The following is a 15,893-nucleotide window of genomic DNA, read 5'->3' as shown; positions in this document are numbered from 1 at the left end:
GAATCATGCCTGAATGTTCGTTCGACCCCTACGCCGAGACCTTGACCGAACCGGAGGTGTGGTCGGTCTACGCGGACCTCCGCGCCCGCTGCCCGGTCGCGCATTCGCCGGAACGCGGCGGATTCTGGATGGTGAGCCGGTTCGACGACGTGCGTGCCGCGCTGAAGGACCCGGAGACGTTCTCTTCGGCGTGGGGCCACCGGGTGCCGACCACGGTCGAGCACGGGTCGATCCCGATCAACTTCGACCCGCCGCTGCACACGCAGTACCGGAAGCTGATGACGCCGTTCTTCACGCCCAGCCGGGTCCGCGAGCTGCGGCCGCGGCTGGCGGAGGTGATGGCCGGGATGATCGGCCAGTTCCGGCGGGACGGCGGCGGCGACTTCGTCAGCGCGGTGGCGCTGCCGTTCCCGTTGCAGGTCCTCGTGGAACTGCTGGGCTTCTCCGAGGAGACCGTCTCCGGGCTGCGGGAGCTGACCGAAGGGCTGTGGGCGAAGGTCGCCGATTTCGACTACGCCGACGCGATGCAGGACATCTTCGCCCTGATGCGCAAGGAACTGGCCGAGCACCGGACGAGCCGCCGCGACGATTTCGTGACGTCCTTACTCGACGCTACGGTCGACGGCCGCTCGCTCACCGAGGACGAGCAGTGCCGGATGCTGTCCGCGCTGGCCGTCGCCGGACACGAGACGACGATGAACTCGATGAGCACGCTCGTGTTCCTCCTCGTGTCCGATCCCGAGCTGCAGCAAGGGATGCGCGCCCGGCCCGAACTCGCTCCGCACTACGTCGACGAAATGCTGCGCCTGCGAACCCCGGCGCAGAACTTCGCCCGGCGGACCACGCGCGAGGTCGAGATCGGCGGCGTCACGATCCCGAAGGGCGACGCGGTGCTGCTCTCGTACGCGGCGGCGAACCGGGACGCGGCGAAATTCCCGGACCCGGACCGGTTCGACCCGGACCGCGACACCCGCGGCCACCTCGGGTTCGGCTGGGGGATCCACCAGTGCCTCGGATCCGTGCTGGCCAGGGCCGAGCTGACCGTGCTGCTGGAAACGCTCGCCGGGCAGCCGCCGATCCAGGCGGCCGGGGAGGCGGAGTGGAGCCCGCTGCACGGCGGGCACCACCTCGGTCCGGTAGTGCTGCCGGTCCGGTTTGAATCGCAAGAAAGCGGGGCGGCCTGATGCGCTACGCCGTCGACATCGACCGCGAGATCTGCAACGGATACGGGAACTGCGTCCTGGCCGCGCCGGACGTGTTCGACCTCGACGACGAGGACTACGCCGTCGTCCGCCCGGGAAGACCGACTCCCGACGACGTGACCGCGGTGGCGGAAGCGGTCGACGACTGCCCGATGCGCGCGATCCGCCTCCGCCGCGACCCCGGGGAACCGCGATGACCGCCCCGGCGCGCTACGGCACGATCGGCCTGCTGTTCCTGACGCTGATCTTCGACGGATTCGACGCCGTCGCGATGAGCATCGTGGTGCCCACCCTCAGCCGGGAGTGGCACCTCCCGCCGTCGGCGTTCACCGCGCCGCTGGTGGCGACCAACGTCGGTGTCGTCATCGGCCTGCTGGCGGCGAACCGGTTGTGCCGCTTGCTGAACCGGCGCACGGTGATCTGCCTGGCGACCCTCGTGTTCACCCTCGGCGCGTTCGCCACCGCGCTGGCCGGGAACGTCGCGCTGCTGACCGTGATCCGGGGCCTGACCGGCCTCGGCTTCGGTGCGGTCCTGACCGCCGCCACCTCGCTGGCCGCCGACATCGTCCCGGACCGCTGGCGGGAAACGGCGAGCATCGTCGTGCCGCTCGGCCTGAGCTTCGGCGGCAGCGCGGCCGGCTTCGTCGGCAGCCAGGTGCTCGCGACGCTCGGCTGGACGTCGGTGTTCTGGCTGCCCGGGATCTTCGGGCTCGCGCTGGTCGCGGTCCTGTTCTGGCGGCTGCCCTCGGTCGAGTCGACCGCGGCGGTCTCGGACGGCTCGCGCGCGACGGTCCGCGACCTGTTCGCGCCCGGGCTGCGGTTCACCACGATCGCCATGTGGGGCTTGGCTTTCCTGGTGTTCGCGACGATGTACTCGCTGGACGCCTGGCTGCCGACCTTCGCGGTGGACTACGGGATGACGCCCGCGCAGGCGCCGGTGAGCAGCGCGGTGAAGGGCATCGGCGGACTGGCCGGGGGAGCGGTGCTCGTGTTCGGCACGATGGCCTTCGGTGCCCGCCGGATGATGCTCTTCTTCCTCGCGCTCGCGGCGGTGTGCCTCGGCGTCGCCGGCCTCGTGCCGATCGGGACCACCGCCCTGCTCGCCCTCGTCGGCGGCATGGGCGCCGGGCTGATCGGCGCGTGCGTCGGCCAGGTCGGCCTGGCCACCCGCATTTACGACGGCGACCGCCGCACCGCGGGCATCGGCTGGACGCTCGGCATCGGCCGCGTCGGGTCGATCGGCGGGCCCGCGCTGGCCGGTGCGCTGCTGGCCGGGGGAGGGAGCCCGCGGACGGCACTGCTGATCATGGGGGTGGTGATCGTGGCCGGGCTGGCGGTGACGGTGGCGCTGGGGCGGGGCGCGGTGGAGGCGGAGGAGGTGCGTGTCGTGAGTGGCAATCCCGGTTAGAACCGTGATTGCCACTCACGACCTCACCGGCTGGCGACCACCACCGGACGTTCGGTCGGCCCACTGTTGACATTGGTGCGCCGATGCCAGCGCAGCCCGCCGTCCGCGAACTCGACTGTGACGGTGTCGTGGAACGGCGACTCCACGAAGTACCACTCCAGCACCAGCTCGCCCGGCGAACGCCACTGCGCGGCAGCGAGGACACGCGTCGATTCGGACTGGTACGAATGGTGCAGCTGCCAGGTCGACACACCCGTTTCCGACTCGGCCCAAGTGGACAGTCCACAACGGACCAAATGTCGGCCGCGCGCATCCTCCAGCGTCACCACAAGGACGTCGCCCTCCACCGCGAACGAGATCTCCGTCAAAGAATCCTCATTGGACTCACACTGATACCGCTGACCATCCAGCTCAACCACAGTCGGCGAAAGCTCCGGAGCAACCTCAACCGGTGCCAGGTCCTCCGCCAGCGAAGCATCGGCCGCGGCGGACGGGGCGCCGTCGAACGCGGGCACCAGCAGGTCGTGCACCAGGCCGGACAGCAGCCGGTGCTTGCCGTGCGTGATGCTTCCGGTCGTGACGACCACCGCGTCGTGCTGGGGGAGCACGAAAACGTCCTGGCCGAACATCCCGGACGCCCGGTACCCGCCGTCGGCGTCGAGCCACAGCTGGTACCCGTAGCCCTCCGGCCGCTCGTCCGAGTCGGCGGCGGAGGCGGGCACGAACTCGGTTCCGTTCCAGCTTCCGGCGTCGGCGTTCTCGACGTGCCACGCGGTGGCCTCGCGCACCCAGCCCGCGGGCAGGATCCGTTCGCCCTGCCAGATTCCGTCGTGCAGGTGCAGCACGCCCCACTTCAGGAAGTCGATGCTGCGCAGGCTGAGCCCGTTCCCGCCGGAGCAGATGCCTTCCGGGTCGGTGTCCCAGCTGTGCCCGGCGAAGCCGAGCGGTTCGAACAGCCGTGGCTGAAGGTAGTCGAAAACCGACTGCCCGGAAGCGCGCTGCACGATGGCGGACAGCATGTGCGAGGTCGCGCTGGAGTAGGTGAATGCCTTGCCCGGCGGCAGATCCACGGCGGTGCGCAGGTACTCCCGGACCCAGCTGGTCTTTAGCAGCCGCCAGGTCTTCCCGGACAGGCCGACGCGGTGGCCGGTCCGCATGGTCAGCAGGTCTTCGACGGTGATCGCGCGCAGGTGTTCCGAGGCGTCGTCCGGCACGAGTTCCGGGAAGAACGACACCAGGCGGTCGTCCAATCGGAACAGTCCTTCGTCCAAGGCGAGCCCGATCGCGGTGCCCACAAAGGACTTCGTCGCCGAGTGTGTCGTGTGTGGACGGTCCGCGCGGTAGGGCCACCAGTACTGCTCGAAAGCCAGCTTGCCCGACCGGTAGACGAGCAGGCTGTCGAGCGAGATGCCGTCGGCGTCCAGGCGGCGCAGGAAACCGCGCACGCCGTCGGCGTCGAGGCCCGCTTCGGACGGGGCGGCAGAAGGAAAAGCAGAGGTCACGAAGTCTCCTGGACGAGTTTTTTCTTGCGGTTCGCGAGCCGTTCGGCGACGCGCGAGAGGAGGATGTTGACGATGATGTAGAGCAGCCCGGCCCCGACGTACGCCTGGATGAAGTCGCCGCTGAACTCGCCGAGCACCTTGCCGTTGTTCAGCAGTTCGGCGATGCCGACGACGTAGCCGAGGCTGGATTCCTTGATGACCCGCACGGTCTGGCTGATCAGCGCGGGCGCGAGCGCGCGGGCGGCCTGCGGGAGCACGACGAACGTCATGACCTCCCAATGCCGCAGCCCGATCGCGTGCCCGGCCTCGCTCTGCCCGCGCCCCACCGCGAGGATCCCGGCCCGCACGATCTCGGCGAAGATCGCGCCGGCGTGCGCGACGATCGCCAGCACCAGCTGCCAGAAGATCGGCACCCGGACGCCGAGGATCGGGAGTCCGAACATGAAGAAGAACAGGATCAGCAGCAGCGGCATCGCGCGGAAGAACTCGATCACGGTCGCGGACGGCCAGCTCAGCCACCGCTTCCGGCTCAGCCTGCCGAGCGCGAGCAGCACGCCGGCCGCGACCGACAGCACCGTGGAGACCACACCGACCAGCAGGGTCATCACCAAGCCCTGCAACAGGAACCGCAGCATCGCGCCGTCGACGAGGATCGCCCAGCGGGCCGGGTCGAGCTGGCCGGACGCACCGAGCCGGATCAGCACCAGGGTCAGCAGGCCGAGCAGCACGAGTCCGCAAAGGATCGACACGGTGCGCAGCCGGGCCTTGGCTTTCGGGCCGAGCGCGTCGAAGAGAATGTCGTCGTTCACCGGAGCACCCGGACCTTTCGCTCGATGAGCCGCACGACCCCGCTGACCGCGAGGTTGATCACCAGATACCCGCAGGCCGCGACGGCGAAGGCCAGGATCGGCTCGGCGGTCTCCAAGTTGAACGAGCGGGTCTCCAGCGTCAGCTCGTCCACGCCGACGGCCGCGCCGAGCGCCGACCCGAGCGCGACGTTGATCAGGATCGTGCCCAGCGGCTGCACCATCGCGCGGAACGCTTGCGGCAGCAGGACGTCCAGCACGACCCGGCGGAACGGCAGCCCGATCGCCCTGGCCGCCTCGACCTGCCCGCGATCCACCGCGCGGATGCCCGAGCGGACGGTTTCGCAGACGTACGCGCCGAAGTAGATGCCCAGCGCGAGCACCAGGCACCAGAACAACGGAATCAGCACGCCGGCGTCCGGCAGCCCGAAGATGAGCAGCACGGCGATCAGCAGCAGCGGCGAGTTGCGGACGAGGTCGACATACAGCCGCCCGGCGGCGCGCAGCGGCCGGACCGGGCTGATCCGGCAGATCGCGACGAGACAGCCGACGACGAGCGCGAGCGGAAAGGCGCACGCGGTGAGCAGCAACGTGGTGGTGAAGCCGCCGAGGATTTCCCCGGCGTGACCGGAAAGCACGGGCGATCTCCCTTCAGGAGCCGGGGACGGAGCCGGGCGCGGGCGGCTCGGGGGCGGGACCGGACACGAGCGGGCCGACGGTCTGCTCCCACAGCCGCCGCCAGCTCCCGTCGGCGGCGATGCGCCGCAGGAACCCGACGACGATCTGCTTGAACGCCGGGTCTTCTTTGGGGAGCCCGATGCCGAACGGGCTGCTGCCGTACGTCGCGGGCGTCATCCGCAGCCGCGCGTCGACCGCCGCCTTGCCGAGCAGGATCGCGGTGTTCGCCGACCACGCCTGGACCCGGCCCTGCCGGACCGCGGCGGCGCACTGGCTCGACTCCTCGAACACCACCGCCCGGGCCTGCGGGCACGCCTTCTGCAGCGCTTCCTGCGCCGCGCCTGGCTGTACGGCGACGTCTTTGCCCGTGAGGTCGCGCACCGCGGTGATCTGGGGACCGTCCGCCGCGGTGACGATGCCGGAACGCGCGACGTAGTACGGCCCGGCGAACGAAACGAGCCGCGCCCGGCTTTTGCTGATCGTGTAAGTACAGACGGCGACATCGACGGATTGGTTCTGCAGGATCGCTTCGCGCGTGTCGGCGCCGCCGGTGATGGTGTCCACCTCTGGCGTGCCGAGCAGGTATTTGGCCAGCAGCTGGGCGATCCCGATGTCGAAGCCGGTGATCTTGCCGGTCGCCGGGTTCATCATGCCGAACCCGGGCGTGGTCACCGAACCGGACTGCCGCAGGACGCCCTGCTCGCGGATCCGGCGCAGCGTCGGCGTGTCCGGCAGGTCGGCGCCGACCGGTCCGCGCGCGACGGCGTCGGCCTGGTCGAGCGTCGCGTAGGCGGGGTTGCCCGCGGTGCGAGTGGTGCCGCCGCTGCAGGACGCGAGCAGCGGGACCGCGCCGGCGGCGAGCAACGCGGTCCGGCGGGAGAGGAGAGCGGACATGGTGGCCTCCAGCCTCAGTGGCTGAGCACGCGGGCGAGGAAATCGCGGGCGCGCTCGGTCTGCGGGGAGCCGAAGAAGGCGTCGGGCGCGGCGGATTCGGCGATCCGGCCGTCGGCCATGAACACGACGCGGTCGGCGGCCTTGCGGGCGAAGCCCATCTCGTGGGTCACCACGATCATGGTCATGCCGTCGGCGGCGAGCGCGGTCATCACGTCGAGCACCTCGTGGATCATCTCCGGGTCGAGCGCGCTGGTCGGTTCGTCGAACAGCAGCACGCGCGGCTCCATCGCCAGCGCGCGGGCGATCGCGACCCGCTGCTGCTGACCGCCGGACAGCTGCGCCGGGTACTTGTCCCCGTGCGCACCGACGCCCACGCGTTCCAGCAGCTCGTCGGCTCGCTGGTGCGCCTCGGCGCGGCTGAGCCCGCGCACGCGGACCGGGCCGAGCATCACGTTCTCCCGCACGGTTTTGTGCGCGAAGAGATTGAAGGATTGGAACACCATGCCGACGTCGGCGCGCAGCCGGGCGAGGTCCGCGCCCTCGGCGGGCAGCGGGCGGCCTTCGATTTCGATGGTGCCCTCGTCCGCGGTCTCGAGCCGGTTGACGCAGCGGCACAGCGTCGACTTCCCGGACCCGGACGGGCCGATGACCACGACGACTTCGCCGCGCCGGACGTCGAGGTCGATTCCGGACAGCACCCGGGCCGATCCGAACGACTTGCCGACGCCGCGCAGCCGTACCAGGGGCTGATCTGTGCTCATGAGTGCTCCTCGTCGAGCCGGCGGGTAGGGTTCACTACACAACGGAGAACCCTCCGGCATCTTGTAGTAGCCACTACGTCTCGTCAAGGGTGTCATGTCCACTACTTATCTCGACGGCGATCACTTCGACGACCACGTCCGCGCCCGGCTCGACGATCTCAAGCCCGCGGAACGCCAGGTCGCCCGTTTCATGCTGGCCAACCCGAACGAGGTGCTGTTCTCCTCGGCGGGCGACCTCGGCGCGGCGGCCGGGACCAGCGACGCGACGGTAGTCCGCACCGCGAAAGCGCTCGGCTATTCGGGACTGCCGGAGCTGAAACGCCACCTCGGCCAGACGTTCACCGCGCGCACCGAGCCGACCGTCCGGCTGAGCGCGGCGATGGAGAACATCGGGTCCACCGGATCGCGCCAGATCGACCGCGTGATGGCCGACAGCGCGGAGCGGCTGCAGGAAATGCAGCGGCAGCTGGCGCCGGAAGCGGTCGAGGAGGCGGCGCAGCTGCTGATCGACGCCCGGATGGTGTTCACCTGGGGGCTCGGGCTGTCGTCGGTGTGCGCCGAGTACGCCGCGTTCCGGCTCGCTCGTCGCGGCCTGGTGACGCGGCACTGCGACGACACCGGCTTCCGGCTCGCGGACGCACTGCTGCCGCTGCGCCCCGACGACGCGGCGCTCGTGTACGTCCCGGCCCGGCAGAACCGCGACGTCGAGCTGATCCTGCGCTACGCGGAGGACGTCGGCGCGGCGGTAGTGCTCGTGACGAGCCAGCTGTCGGCGGACCTCTCGTCCCGGGTCCGGGTAGTGCTGCCGGCCCCGGATTCCCCGACGAAGTTCACCGGCGAAACGCTCACCGCGTCGATCGTGACGGACATCCTCGCGCACACCATCGCGAGCCGGGAACCGGACCGGGCGAAGTCGACGGCGGACCTCCTGACGCGGCTTCGGGCGGATCTGGGGGAGCGGAAGTAGCGCCTCTCGTGAGTGGTGATCACGGTTCTAACCGGGATCGCCACTCACGACCCCCGCCTAACCGCGGCGGCCGTGCGAGCTTCTCCCGCCTCCCCGCCACTGCGCCATGTCGCCCAGTGGTAGCGCGCTCTGCGCCGTGAGGCATGCGTCGGCGCGGGTCTCGTGAGCGGCGATGCCGGTTCTCACCGGCACAGCCACTCACGACCCCCTGAACAGCCAAAACGCACTACTCTATGGTGGTATACACGGCGCGTATACCTCTGCTGTATAGTGATCTTCACCCCCGGGATTCCGGGGTCAAGGGAGGAACAGGGGAATGTCGGTTTCACATACCTTGCTCGGGTTGCTCGAGTCGGGTCCGAGACACGGGTACGACCTGAAACGCGCGTACGACGAGCAGTTCGGGCAGGACCGCCCGCTCGCGTACGGCCAGGTCTACTCGACGCTGTCGCGCTTGCTGCGCAACGGCATGGTCGAGGTGGCTGGCGTCGAGAGCGGCGACGGGCCGGAGCGGAAGCGCTACACGATCACCGACGCCGGGATCACCGACGTCGAGACGTGGCTCGGCACTCCGGAAAGCCCGGAGCCGTATCTGCAGAACACGTTGTACACGAAGGTCGTCCTCGCGCTGCTGTCCGGGCGCGACGCCACCGACGTGCTCGACGTCCAGCGAAGCGAGCACCTCAAGGTGATGCGCTCGCTCACCAAGCGGAAATACGAGGGCGACCTCGCCGATCAGCTGATCTGCGACCACGCGCTCTTCCACCTCGAGGCGGATTTGCGGTGGCTCGAGCTCACCGCGGCCCGGCTCGGCGAACTCGAGAAGGCGGTGCGCTGATGACCAGGCCGGGAACTCCGTTGCTCGTAGGCAACGGGCTGCACAAGTCGTTCGGGCAGACGCGGGCGCTCGACGGGGCGGCGCTGGCCGTCTCGGCGGGGGAAGTGCTCGCGATCATGGGCTCGTCCGGTTCGGGCAAGTCGACGCTGCTGCACTGTCTCGCCGGGATCGTCCGGCCGGACTCGGGGATCATCCAGTACGGCGGCCATGACCTGGTCGCCATGGACGACAAGGGCCGGAGCGCGTTGCGGCGCACCGAATTCGGCTTCGTGTTCCAGTTCGGCCAGCTCGTGCCTGAGCTGACCTGCCTGGAGAACGTCGCGCTGCCGCTGCGGCTGACCGGGGCGAAGCGGGGGCCCGCCGAGGCCAAGGCGACCGAATGGCTCGCCCGGCTGGAGGTCGACAACCTGGCGAAGCGCCGCCCGGGCGACGTGTCCGGCGGGCAGGCCCAGCGGGTCGCGGTGGCGCGGGCGCTGGTCACCGGGCCGAAGGTGGTCTTCGCCGACGAGCCGACCGGCGCGCTGGACTCGCTCAACGGCGAGAAGGTCATGCAGATGCTCACCCAGGCGGCGCGGGAAACGCACGCCGCGGTGGTGCTGGTGACCCACGAACCGCGGGTCGCGGCGTACTCCGACCGCGAGATCGTGGTGCGGGACGGGCGCACGGTCGACCGGGAGCTGGTCGCATGATGCGGGATCTGCTGCTGGGACTCCGGCTGGCCGTCGGGGGCGGCCGGATGTCCGGTTCGGCGCTCCTGCGGCTCGCGATGACCGCGTTCGGGATCGCGCTCGCGGTCGCCGTGCTCCTGCCCGCCGCCTCGGTGAGCCACCTGGTGAACGCGCGGGCGGACCGCGCGGCGGCGATCACGCAGGACACCGCGCCGCGCGAGGGGATCGCGCCGCTGGCGACCTACCGCTGGTACCCGTCGGTCGGCGAGGACTACGTCAAGCTGACCGCGGTCGCGCCGACCGGGCCGAACTCGCCGGTGCCGCCGGGGCTCGACCGGCTGCCCGCGCCGGGCGAGCTGGTCGTGTCGCCCGCACTGGCCGAGAAGCTGGCCTCGAAAGAGGGCGAGTCGTTCAAGGCGCGGCTGCCCGGGCACGTGACCGGCCAGATCGCCGAGCCGGGGGTCAGCGACGCCGCGGACCTGACGGCGTACTTCGGGTCGACCGCTGAGGAGATCAAGGCCGAAGGGGAGAGCGCGAGCAGCGTTTACTCCTACGGCATGCCCGGCGACGGGTTCACCCTGCCTTTGGTGATGTGGATGGTCGTCGCGCCGATCGCCGCGGTGCTGCTGCTGCCGTTGCTGATCTTCGTGACCACTGCGTCGCGGATGGGCGCGGCGCAACGCGAACGGCGGCTCGCCGCGCTGCGGCTGATCGGGGTGGACGCCCGGCAGATCAAGCGCGTCGCGGCGGCGGAATCGCTGGTCGGCGCGGTGATCGGCCTGGTGGCGGGCGGTGCGCTGTTCTACGCGCTGCGGCCGTTCATCGGGGACTGGCTCCCGTTCGGCCTCCGCGTGTTCGCGGACGACTTCACGCCGTCGTGGATTTCGCTGCTGGTGATCGTGCTGCTGGTGCCGGGGCTCGCGGTCGGCTCGGCGCTGTTCGGCCTGCGCCGGACGATCGTCGAACCGCTCGGCGTGGTCCGGCAGGGCAAACCGGTGCGGCGGCGGATGTGGTGGCGCTGGACGATCACCGGGGTCGGCGCGGTGTTCCTGCTCGGCACGCTCGTCGTCTCGCCGGGGTCGGGGGACCAGGCCGCGGCGCTGGCGCTCGCGGTGGGCAGCGTGTTCCTGCTGATCGGCGTCGCGGCGCTGCTGCCGTGGCTGGTCGAGCGGATCGTGGAGCGGCTGCAGGGCGGCCCGCCGTCGTGGCAGCTCGCGGTGCGCAGGCTGCAGCTCGACAGCGGCACCGCCAGCCGGGTGGTGTCCGGTCTGGTCGTCGTGCTGGCAGGCACGATCCTGATCCAGGGCGTGCTCACGTCGATGAGCAACCGCAACAACACCCGGTCGTTCGAGGCGGCGGCCGGCGTCGCTGCCGCTCCGGTGCGGGTCCAGACGACGAGCCAGCACGAGGCCGAGGTCCGCCAGCGGCTGACCGGCGTGGCCGGGGTGACCGGCGTGCACAGCTCCAAGTCCTTGCAGCTCAGCGCCGGGGACCGGGAGGTCTACGGCACTGTCGGGGACTGCGTGGCGCTCAAGACGGAGGCCAACATCGGCGACTGCGCCGACGGCGACGTCTTCTACGTGGCGGGTTCGTCGTCCCAGGCCGTCCCGAAGGGCGACTACCACCTGACGGGCAACACCCGCAAGGGCAAGACGGTCGAGGGTCCGAAGTGGACAGTCCCGGGCAACGTCCGGGTAGTGCCCTCGGGCAACACCGCGAAGGCGTCGGCCAGCTACCTGCTGGTCACCCCCGCCGCGCTCGGCGACCTCAAGCCGCCGGGCGAGCACACGGTGATGTACGTGGAAGGCCCCGGCGGCGCGGACGCCCTGATCGACCGGGTCGCGCCCGCGGTGAGCCCGCTGGCGTGGAAGGCCGAAGTCAGCAAGACGGATTACATGTCCGACTACGCCGGCCGTGACGAGCGGATGGTCGAGAGCTTCCGCGCGGTGCTGCTGACCGCGTCGCTGTTCGTGCTGGCGGTCGCCGCGATGAGCCTGCTGATGCTGTCGATCGAGCAGATCAGCGAACGCCGCCGCCCGCTGGCCGCACTGTCCGCGTCCGGCGTGCCGATCGGCGTGCTGGCAAGAGGATCGCTGTGGCAGACCGCGGTCCCGGTGGTCGTCGGCGTAGTGCTGGCGGTCGGCGCCGGACTGGGGCTCACCGCCCCGATCCTGCGGCTGGCGAAAATGCCGATGATGGTGGACGGGGGAGTGCTGGCCGGACTGGCTGCCGCCGCGGTGGCCGCGGTGCTGCTGGTGACGGCGTTGACTTTGCCGCTGCTGCGTCAGGTCACCAGGCTGGACACGCTTCGTTCGGAGTAAGTGCAGTCTGTTCCGTGAAGGGCTCCTTGGGAGAATTCCCAAGGAGCCCTTCACGCGCGAGCCGCAACACCCTTCCCAGCCACCGCAGGGGGCGGTTCTAACCGGCAAAAACACTCACGACGCGACCCGCGCCCCCCTGAGATAAGCCGCCACCCGAATCCGCAACCCCCGCAAATCCCGCAACGCAAGCGGCAGGTGATACGCGGGCCGATACCCCACCACACCCCCGTCACCCCCACAGGGCCCGGCGAAGTAAACGAACCCGTCGTCCTGATCCCGGCGCGCAACCGCCCAAGGCTGCTCCTGCCAGCCCCGCCCCGCGGCATGACTGGCGATCCAGTAGCTGGGCGCCTTCATCACCTCAGCGATCGCCGCGCCGAATCCAGCGGCGTCCGCGTCACTGACGCCGAGACCGCGACCGGCCCACAGCCGCGGCAGTACGCGGTCGGCGGTGTGGTCTTCGAGCCAGGGCGCGCAGGCGAAGATCGCGCGGGAGCCGTCGACCGAGACCGACCAGCGCTGCATGGCCGCAGTGGGCGGGATTTCGTACATGGCGACCACCTGCCGACCGGTCGGGAAAAATGAACGTTCGGCGCAGCATAAATGAACACGACGGCGCGGTTCATCCCGGTGCGCCGAGTGCGGCGGAAATCCGGTCGGCGACGGTGCGGGTGAATCGGCCCGCGGCGGGCAGTCGTTCGCCGAGCCGCGATTTCGGCGCGGATACGTTGACCGCCGCGACGATGTCGCCGCGGAAGCCGTACACCGGGGCGGACACGCCGACGAGTCCTGGCTCGAACTCCTCGTCCACGGTCTCGTAGCCGCGTTTCCGGATCCGCGCGAGCTTTCCGGTCAGCTGCTCCAGGGTGAGCGGCGGAGGCTCCACTGTGGAACCCGGGAGGTCGGGGAGCGGGTGCGCGGCGGCGCCCGCGAAGGTCCGCCACCATTGTCCGACGGTTTCCTCGTCCCATTCGCTCAATAACACCCGTCCGGGTGAGGTCGTGAACGGATCGACGCCGACGCCTTCCCAGCCGAGGCCGCGAAAAGCGTGCGACGCGAGTTCGCTGCGGAGGGTGAACACCTGACCCGCGCGCAGGACGCACAAATGGGTCGTCTCGTTGAGTCTGGCCACGATCGTGCGCAGAAACGGCGCGGCGAGGTGCGCGAGATGCGTTTCGGTGGCGTGCGTGGCCAAGGCGAACAGCCGCCAGCCGGGCCGGTACGCGCGGGTGTGCTCGTCGCGCGACACCAGGCCGGCGTCGGCGAGCGTCGCGAGGGCGCGGGAGACCTGGGCCTTGTCCCGGCCGGACAGTTCGGCGACGCGGGACACGCCCAGGCCGTCCCGCGCCTCCGGCAGCGCGAGGACTTCGAGCAGGTCGACGTCGCGGACGAGGCCCGAACCGTAGGTGCGCTGGTTCGCCATGTTGAGGACTGTGCAACAACGATTGGGCGGCAGTCAATCCGCGGTTACCGTCCGGGGAGTGAAGATCGCCGACATCCAGCTGCTGCCCGGGACGCTGCCGCTCGATCCGCCGTTCGACGCCGCGTGGGACCCGGTGCCGCGCACGCGGTTCGACGCGACGGTGGTCAAGGTCGTGACCGACGAGGGCGTGGCCGGCTACGGCTCCGGCGACACGATGGCCGGGTTCGAGCCGTACGCGGAGCTGTTCCTCGGCCAGGACCCGATGGCGATCAGCAGGCACGTGCGGGCGCTGGAGACCATCGCGTTCCACGCCGGGCGGTACTGGCCGCTGGAGATCGCGCTGTGGGACGTCATCGGGAAGGTGCTCGGCGTCCCGGTCGCGACGCTGTTCGGCGGCGCGGCCAGCGAGATCCCGGCGTACGCGTCGACCGGCCGGATCCTGCCCGCCGCGCAGCGCGCGGAGGTGCTGGCCGAGATCCGCGACCGCGGGTTCCAAGCGGCAAAAATCCGGCTCGCCGCGGACGATTTCGCCGGGAGCATCGCCACGATGCGGGCGGTCCGGGAGGCGGTCGGCCCGGAGATGACGCTGATGGCCGACCTGAACCAGGCGTGGCGGATGCCCGGCGACGTGCGCCCCTCGCTCGACCCGGCGGAGGTCCGGCGGTTCGCGGCGGCGCTGCGCGAACTGGACGTGTTCTGGCTCGAAGAACCCCTGCCGCTGGACGACCGGCCCGGCCTGCGCGCGGTGCGGGCGGCCGGGGTCCGCGTCGCCGGGGGCGAAATGGTCCGGACCTTCAGCGAGCTGCTGGACCTGGTGGAGTCCGACGCCCTCGACGTGTACCAGCCGGACGTCGCGCTCGCCGCCGGGATGCTGCGCGCCCGCACCCTCGCCGAACTGGTGCTGGCGCGCAACCGGCTCTTCACCCCGCACACCTGGTCGAACGGCCTCGGCCTGCTCGCGAACCTGCACGTCACCGCGGGCGTCGGCGGGGGACCGTACCTCGAATTCCCTTACGACCCACCGGTGTGGACGCCCGCGCGCCGCGACTTCCTGCTCGCCGCCCCGCTGGACATCGACGCCGGCGGCCTGCTGCACGTGCCGTCCGCGCCGGGGCTGGGCGTGGCTGTCGACGAGGAACGGCTCGGGAGGAAACCATGACGGACAACCAGATCCCGGCCATGGAGATCGGCCCTTACCCAGCCGCCACGTTCGCAGCCGGTGCTATCGAACAGCTTCCGCGCCTGGTACAGACCATCGGCGCGCGAAAGGTCGTGCTGGTCAGCGACCGCGGCCTCGTCGCGACTCCGCTGCCGGAACAGGCGGCGCGGCTGGTGCGGCAAGAAGGCCTTGCGGTCGAGGTTTTTGCTGAGGTGCAGCCGAACCCGACCACCGATGACGTCGACGCCGGTGGTGCCTTCGTGCGCGAAATCGGTGCGCAGGCGGTGATTTCGCTCGGCGGCGGGTCTGCTTTGGACGCTGCGAAGGCGATCGCACTCGCCGCGGTCAACGACCGTCCGGCGGCCGAACTGAGCTGGAGCACTGAAGCATCCACGGAGCTGGTGCCCGCGTTGCCGATCGTCGCGATCCCGACCACGTCCGGCACCGGTTCGGAGTGCAACGACCTCGGCGTCATCACCGATCCGGCGCAGCAGCGCAAGTGCTACCTGGGCGGCCCGACTTGCCTTGCCCGGTACGCACTTCTCGACCCGGCCCTCACCCTGAGCCTGCCGCCGCGCGCGACCGCGGCCGCCGGAATCGACTGCCTGACCCATGCCGTGGAGTCGTTCCTGTCCGCGCGGCCGAATCCGTGGGCGGATGGTCTGGACCTGCAAGCGGTCCGGCTGGTCGCGGCGAACCTGCGCCGTGCCGTTTCCGACGGCGGGGATCTGGCGGCGCGGGCCGACCTGATGGTGGCCGCACACACGGCGGGCCTGGCGATGCGGACTACCGGACTCGGTGTGGTGCACGGGATCGGGCATTCGCTCGGCGGCCGGTTCGACCTTCCGCACGGCCAGGCGCTGGCCCTGGTGCTCGGCGAATGCCTGCGGTTCAACCGCGCGGTGCGGGAGGAACGGCTGGCCCGGCTGGCCGAACCGCTGGGCGTCGCCGATGCCCGGAAATCGGCCGCGCACAACGCCGACGCGGCGATCGCGGCGGTCGAACGCCTGGTCGCGGAGGTGGAACTGGCCGGCCGGTTAAGGGAATTCGGGATCGGCGAAGGGGATCTGCCGGATCTGGCGGCGGACACGCTCGCCGATGGCGTGCTGGCGAACACGCCCCGGGAGGTCTCGGCGGCGGACGTGACCGGGATTCTCCACGCGTCCTGGTAACCGGCACACGAAACCGGCGATTCCGGACATACCTCGCGAATACCGTTGTGCGGCAACGGTGATCCGAGCAGGATCGCGCCCCGGCACGGAATGG

At 70.5% G+C, this 15,893-nt stretch carries 16 protein-coding genes; 9 read left to right on the top strand and 7 right to left on the bottom strand.

The window, feature by feature from the left end; all coding sequences use genetic code 11:
- Positions 1-5 precede the first annotated feature (5 nt).
- Genes ACFSVL_RS36260 through ACFSVL_RS36250 form a run of 3 tightly spaced genes read left to right on the top strand, consistent with a single transcriptional unit; the run spans position 6 to position 2,610 of the window.
- The gene (locus ACFSVL_RS36260; protein ID WP_378310967.1) at positions 6-1,184 is read left to right on the top strand and encodes a cytochrome P450; all 1,179 of its coding nucleotides are present in this window, start codon (positions 6-8) and stop codon (positions 1,182-1,184) included.
- Positions 1,184-1,399: a ferredoxin gene (locus ACFSVL_RS36255; RefSeq protein WP_378310965.1), complete on the top strand. Its 216-nt coding sequence runs from the start codon at positions 1,184-1,186 to the stop codon at positions 1,397-1,399. The genes ACFSVL_RS36260 and ACFSVL_RS36255 overlap by 1 nt, the downstream gene beginning before the upstream one ends.
- A complete protein-coding gene (locus ACFSVL_RS36250; RefSeq protein WP_378310963.1) occupies positions 1,396-2,610 on the top strand; it encodes an MFS transporter in 1,215 nt (404 codons plus the stop codon). Before ACFSVL_RS36255 ends, ACFSVL_RS36250 begins: the two co-directional genes overlap by 4 nt.
- A 23-nt stretch (positions 2,611-2,633) precedes the next feature.
- On the opposite strand, the gene ACFSVL_RS36245 is transcribed toward ACFSVL_RS36250, so the two are convergent.
- The 5 genes from ACFSVL_RS36245 to ACFSVL_RS36225 are packed head-to-tail and all read right to left on the bottom strand — an operon-like array spanning position 2,634 to position 7,251.
- Entirely contained in the window at positions 2,634-4,112 is a 1,479-nt protein-coding gene (locus ACFSVL_RS36245) for a serine hydrolase domain-containing protein (protein ID WP_378310962.1), read from the bottom strand.
- Positions 4,109-4,921 (bottom strand): amino acid ABC transporter permease, encoded by an 813-nt coding sequence (locus tag ACFSVL_RS36240; protein ID WP_378310960.1) that lies wholly within the window; start codon positions 4,919-4,921, stop codon positions 4,109-4,111. Before ACFSVL_RS36240 ends, ACFSVL_RS36245 begins: the two co-directional genes overlap by 4 nt.
- Entirely contained in the window at positions 4,918-5,556 is a 639-nt protein-coding gene (locus ACFSVL_RS36235) for an amino acid ABC transporter permease (RefSeq protein ID WP_378310959.1), read from the bottom strand. Before ACFSVL_RS36235 ends, ACFSVL_RS36240 begins: the two co-directional genes overlap by 4 nt.
- Before the next feature lie 13 nt (positions 5,557-5,569).
- The gene (locus ACFSVL_RS36230; RefSeq protein ID WP_378310957.1) at positions 5,570-6,490 is read right to left on the bottom strand and encodes a transporter substrate-binding domain-containing protein; all 921 of its coding nucleotides are present in this window, start codon (positions 6,488-6,490) and stop codon (positions 5,570-5,572) included.
- 14 nt (positions 6,491-6,504) lie between these two features.
- On the bottom strand, positions 6,505-7,251 hold the full coding sequence (locus ACFSVL_RS36225) for an amino acid ABC transporter ATP-binding protein (RefSeq protein WP_378310955.1): 747 nt from the start codon (positions 7,249-7,251) through the stop codon (positions 6,505-6,507).
- Between the two features lie 94 nt (positions 7,252-7,345).
- Between ACFSVL_RS36225 and ACFSVL_RS36220 the strand changes: the two genes are divergently transcribed.
- The 4 genes from ACFSVL_RS36220 (at position 7,346) to ACFSVL_RS36205 (ending at position 12,045) form a co-directional block, all read left to right on the top strand.
- Entirely contained in the window at positions 7,346-8,218 is an 873-nt protein-coding gene (locus ACFSVL_RS36220) for a MurR/RpiR family transcriptional regulator (protein WP_378310954.1), read from the top strand.
- 316 nt (positions 8,219-8,534) lie between these two features.
- Positions 8,535-9,056: a PadR family transcriptional regulator gene (locus ACFSVL_RS36215; RefSeq protein WP_378310952.1), complete on the top strand. Its 522-nt coding sequence runs from the start codon at positions 8,535-8,537 to the stop codon at positions 9,054-9,056.
- Positions 9,056-9,745, top strand: coding sequence for an ABC transporter ATP-binding protein (locus tag ACFSVL_RS36210; protein WP_378310950.1), 690 nt, complete (start codon positions 9,056-9,058; stop codon positions 9,743-9,745). The genes ACFSVL_RS36215 and ACFSVL_RS36210 overlap by 1 nt, the downstream gene beginning before the upstream one ends.
- Positions 9,742-12,045: an FtsX-like permease family protein gene (locus ACFSVL_RS36205; protein ID WP_378310949.1), complete on the top strand. Its 2,304-nt coding sequence runs from the start codon at positions 9,742-9,744 to the stop codon at positions 12,043-12,045. Before ACFSVL_RS36210 ends, ACFSVL_RS36205 begins: the two co-directional genes overlap by 4 nt.
- Positions 12,046-12,159: 114 nt before the next feature.
- Here the strand turns inward: ACFSVL_RS36205 and ACFSVL_RS36200 are convergent, their stop codons facing one another.
- Complete coding sequence (locus ACFSVL_RS36200) at positions 12,160-12,597, bottom strand: hypothetical protein (RefSeq protein ID WP_378310948.1); 438 nt, start codon at positions 12,595-12,597, stop codon at positions 12,160-12,162.
- 70 nt (positions 12,598-12,667) lie between these two features.
- A complete protein-coding gene (locus tag ACFSVL_RS36195) occupies positions 12,668-13,468 on the bottom strand; it encodes an IclR family transcriptional regulator (RefSeq protein WP_378310947.1) in 801 nt (266 codons plus the stop codon).
- Positions 13,469-13,526: 58 nt separating this feature from the next.
- Here ACFSVL_RS36195 and ACFSVL_RS36190 point away from each other — a divergent pair, with 58 nt between their 5' ends.
- Both ACFSVL_RS36190 and ACFSVL_RS36185 read left to right on the top strand, forming a co-directional pair.
- Entirely contained in the window at positions 13,527-14,627 is a 1,101-nt protein-coding gene (locus ACFSVL_RS36190) for a mandelate racemase/muconate lactonizing enzyme family protein (protein WP_378310945.1), read from the top strand.
- Positions 14,624-15,799, top strand: coding sequence for an iron-containing alcohol dehydrogenase family protein (locus ACFSVL_RS36185; RefSeq protein ID WP_378310943.1), 1,176 nt, complete (start codon positions 14,624-14,626; stop codon positions 15,797-15,799). Before ACFSVL_RS36190 ends, ACFSVL_RS36185 begins: the two co-directional genes overlap by 4 nt.
- Positions 15,800-15,893 lie beyond the last annotated feature (94 nt).

Source organism: Amycolatopsis silviterrae, from assembly GCF_042684085.1.
GTDB lineage: Bacteria > Actinomycetota > Actinomycetes > Mycobacteriales > Pseudonocardiaceae > Amycolatopsis > Amycolatopsis silviterrae.
This window is presented reverse-complemented; position numbering and strand designations above follow the sequence as displayed.

Coding starts and splice junctions, on each gene's coding strand:
- ACFSVL_RS36220 (WP_378310954.1), top strand. CDS start 7,346: ATGTCCACTACTTATCTCGACGGCGATCACTTCGACGACCACGTCCGC.
- ACFSVL_RS36215 (WP_378310952.1), top strand. CDS start 8,535: ATGTCGGTTTCACATACCTTGCTCGGGTTGCTCGAGTCGGGTCCGAGA.
- ACFSVL_RS36255 (WP_378310965.1), top strand. CDS start 1,184: ATGCGCTACGCCGTCGACATCGACCGCGAGATCTGCAACGGATACGGG.
- ACFSVL_RS36200 (WP_378310948.1), bottom strand. CDS start 12,597: ATGTACGAAATCCCGCCCACTGCGGCCATGCAGCGCTGGTCGGTCTCG.
- ACFSVL_RS36205 (WP_378310949.1), top strand. CDS start 9,742: ATGATGCGGGATCTGCTGCTGGGACTCCGGCTGGCCGTCGGGGGCGGC.
- ACFSVL_RS36225 (WP_378310955.1), bottom strand. CDS start 7,251: ATGAGCACAGATCAGCCCCTGGTACGGCTGCGCGGCGTCGGCAAGTCG.
- ACFSVL_RS36195 (WP_378310947.1), bottom strand. CDS start 13,468: ATGGCGAACCAGCGCACCTACGGTTCGGGCCTCGTCCGCGACGTCGAC.
- ACFSVL_RS36230 (WP_378310957.1), bottom strand. CDS start 6,490: ATGTCCGCTCTCCTCTCCCGCCGGACCGCGTTGCTCGCCGCCGGCGCG.
- ACFSVL_RS36250 (WP_378310963.1), top strand. CDS start 1,396: ATGACCGCCCCGGCGCGCTACGGCACGATCGGCCTGCTGTTCCTGACG.
- ACFSVL_RS36210 (WP_378310950.1), top strand. CDS start 9,056: ATGACCAGGCCGGGAACTCCGTTGCTCGTAGGCAACGGGCTGCACAAG.
- ACFSVL_RS36260 (WP_378310967.1), top strand. CDS start 6: ATGCCTGAATGTTCGTTCGACCCCTACGCCGAGACCTTGACCGAACCG.
- ACFSVL_RS36185 (WP_378310943.1), top strand. CDS start 14,624: ATGACGGACAACCAGATCCCGGCCATGGAGATCGGCCCTTACCCAGCC.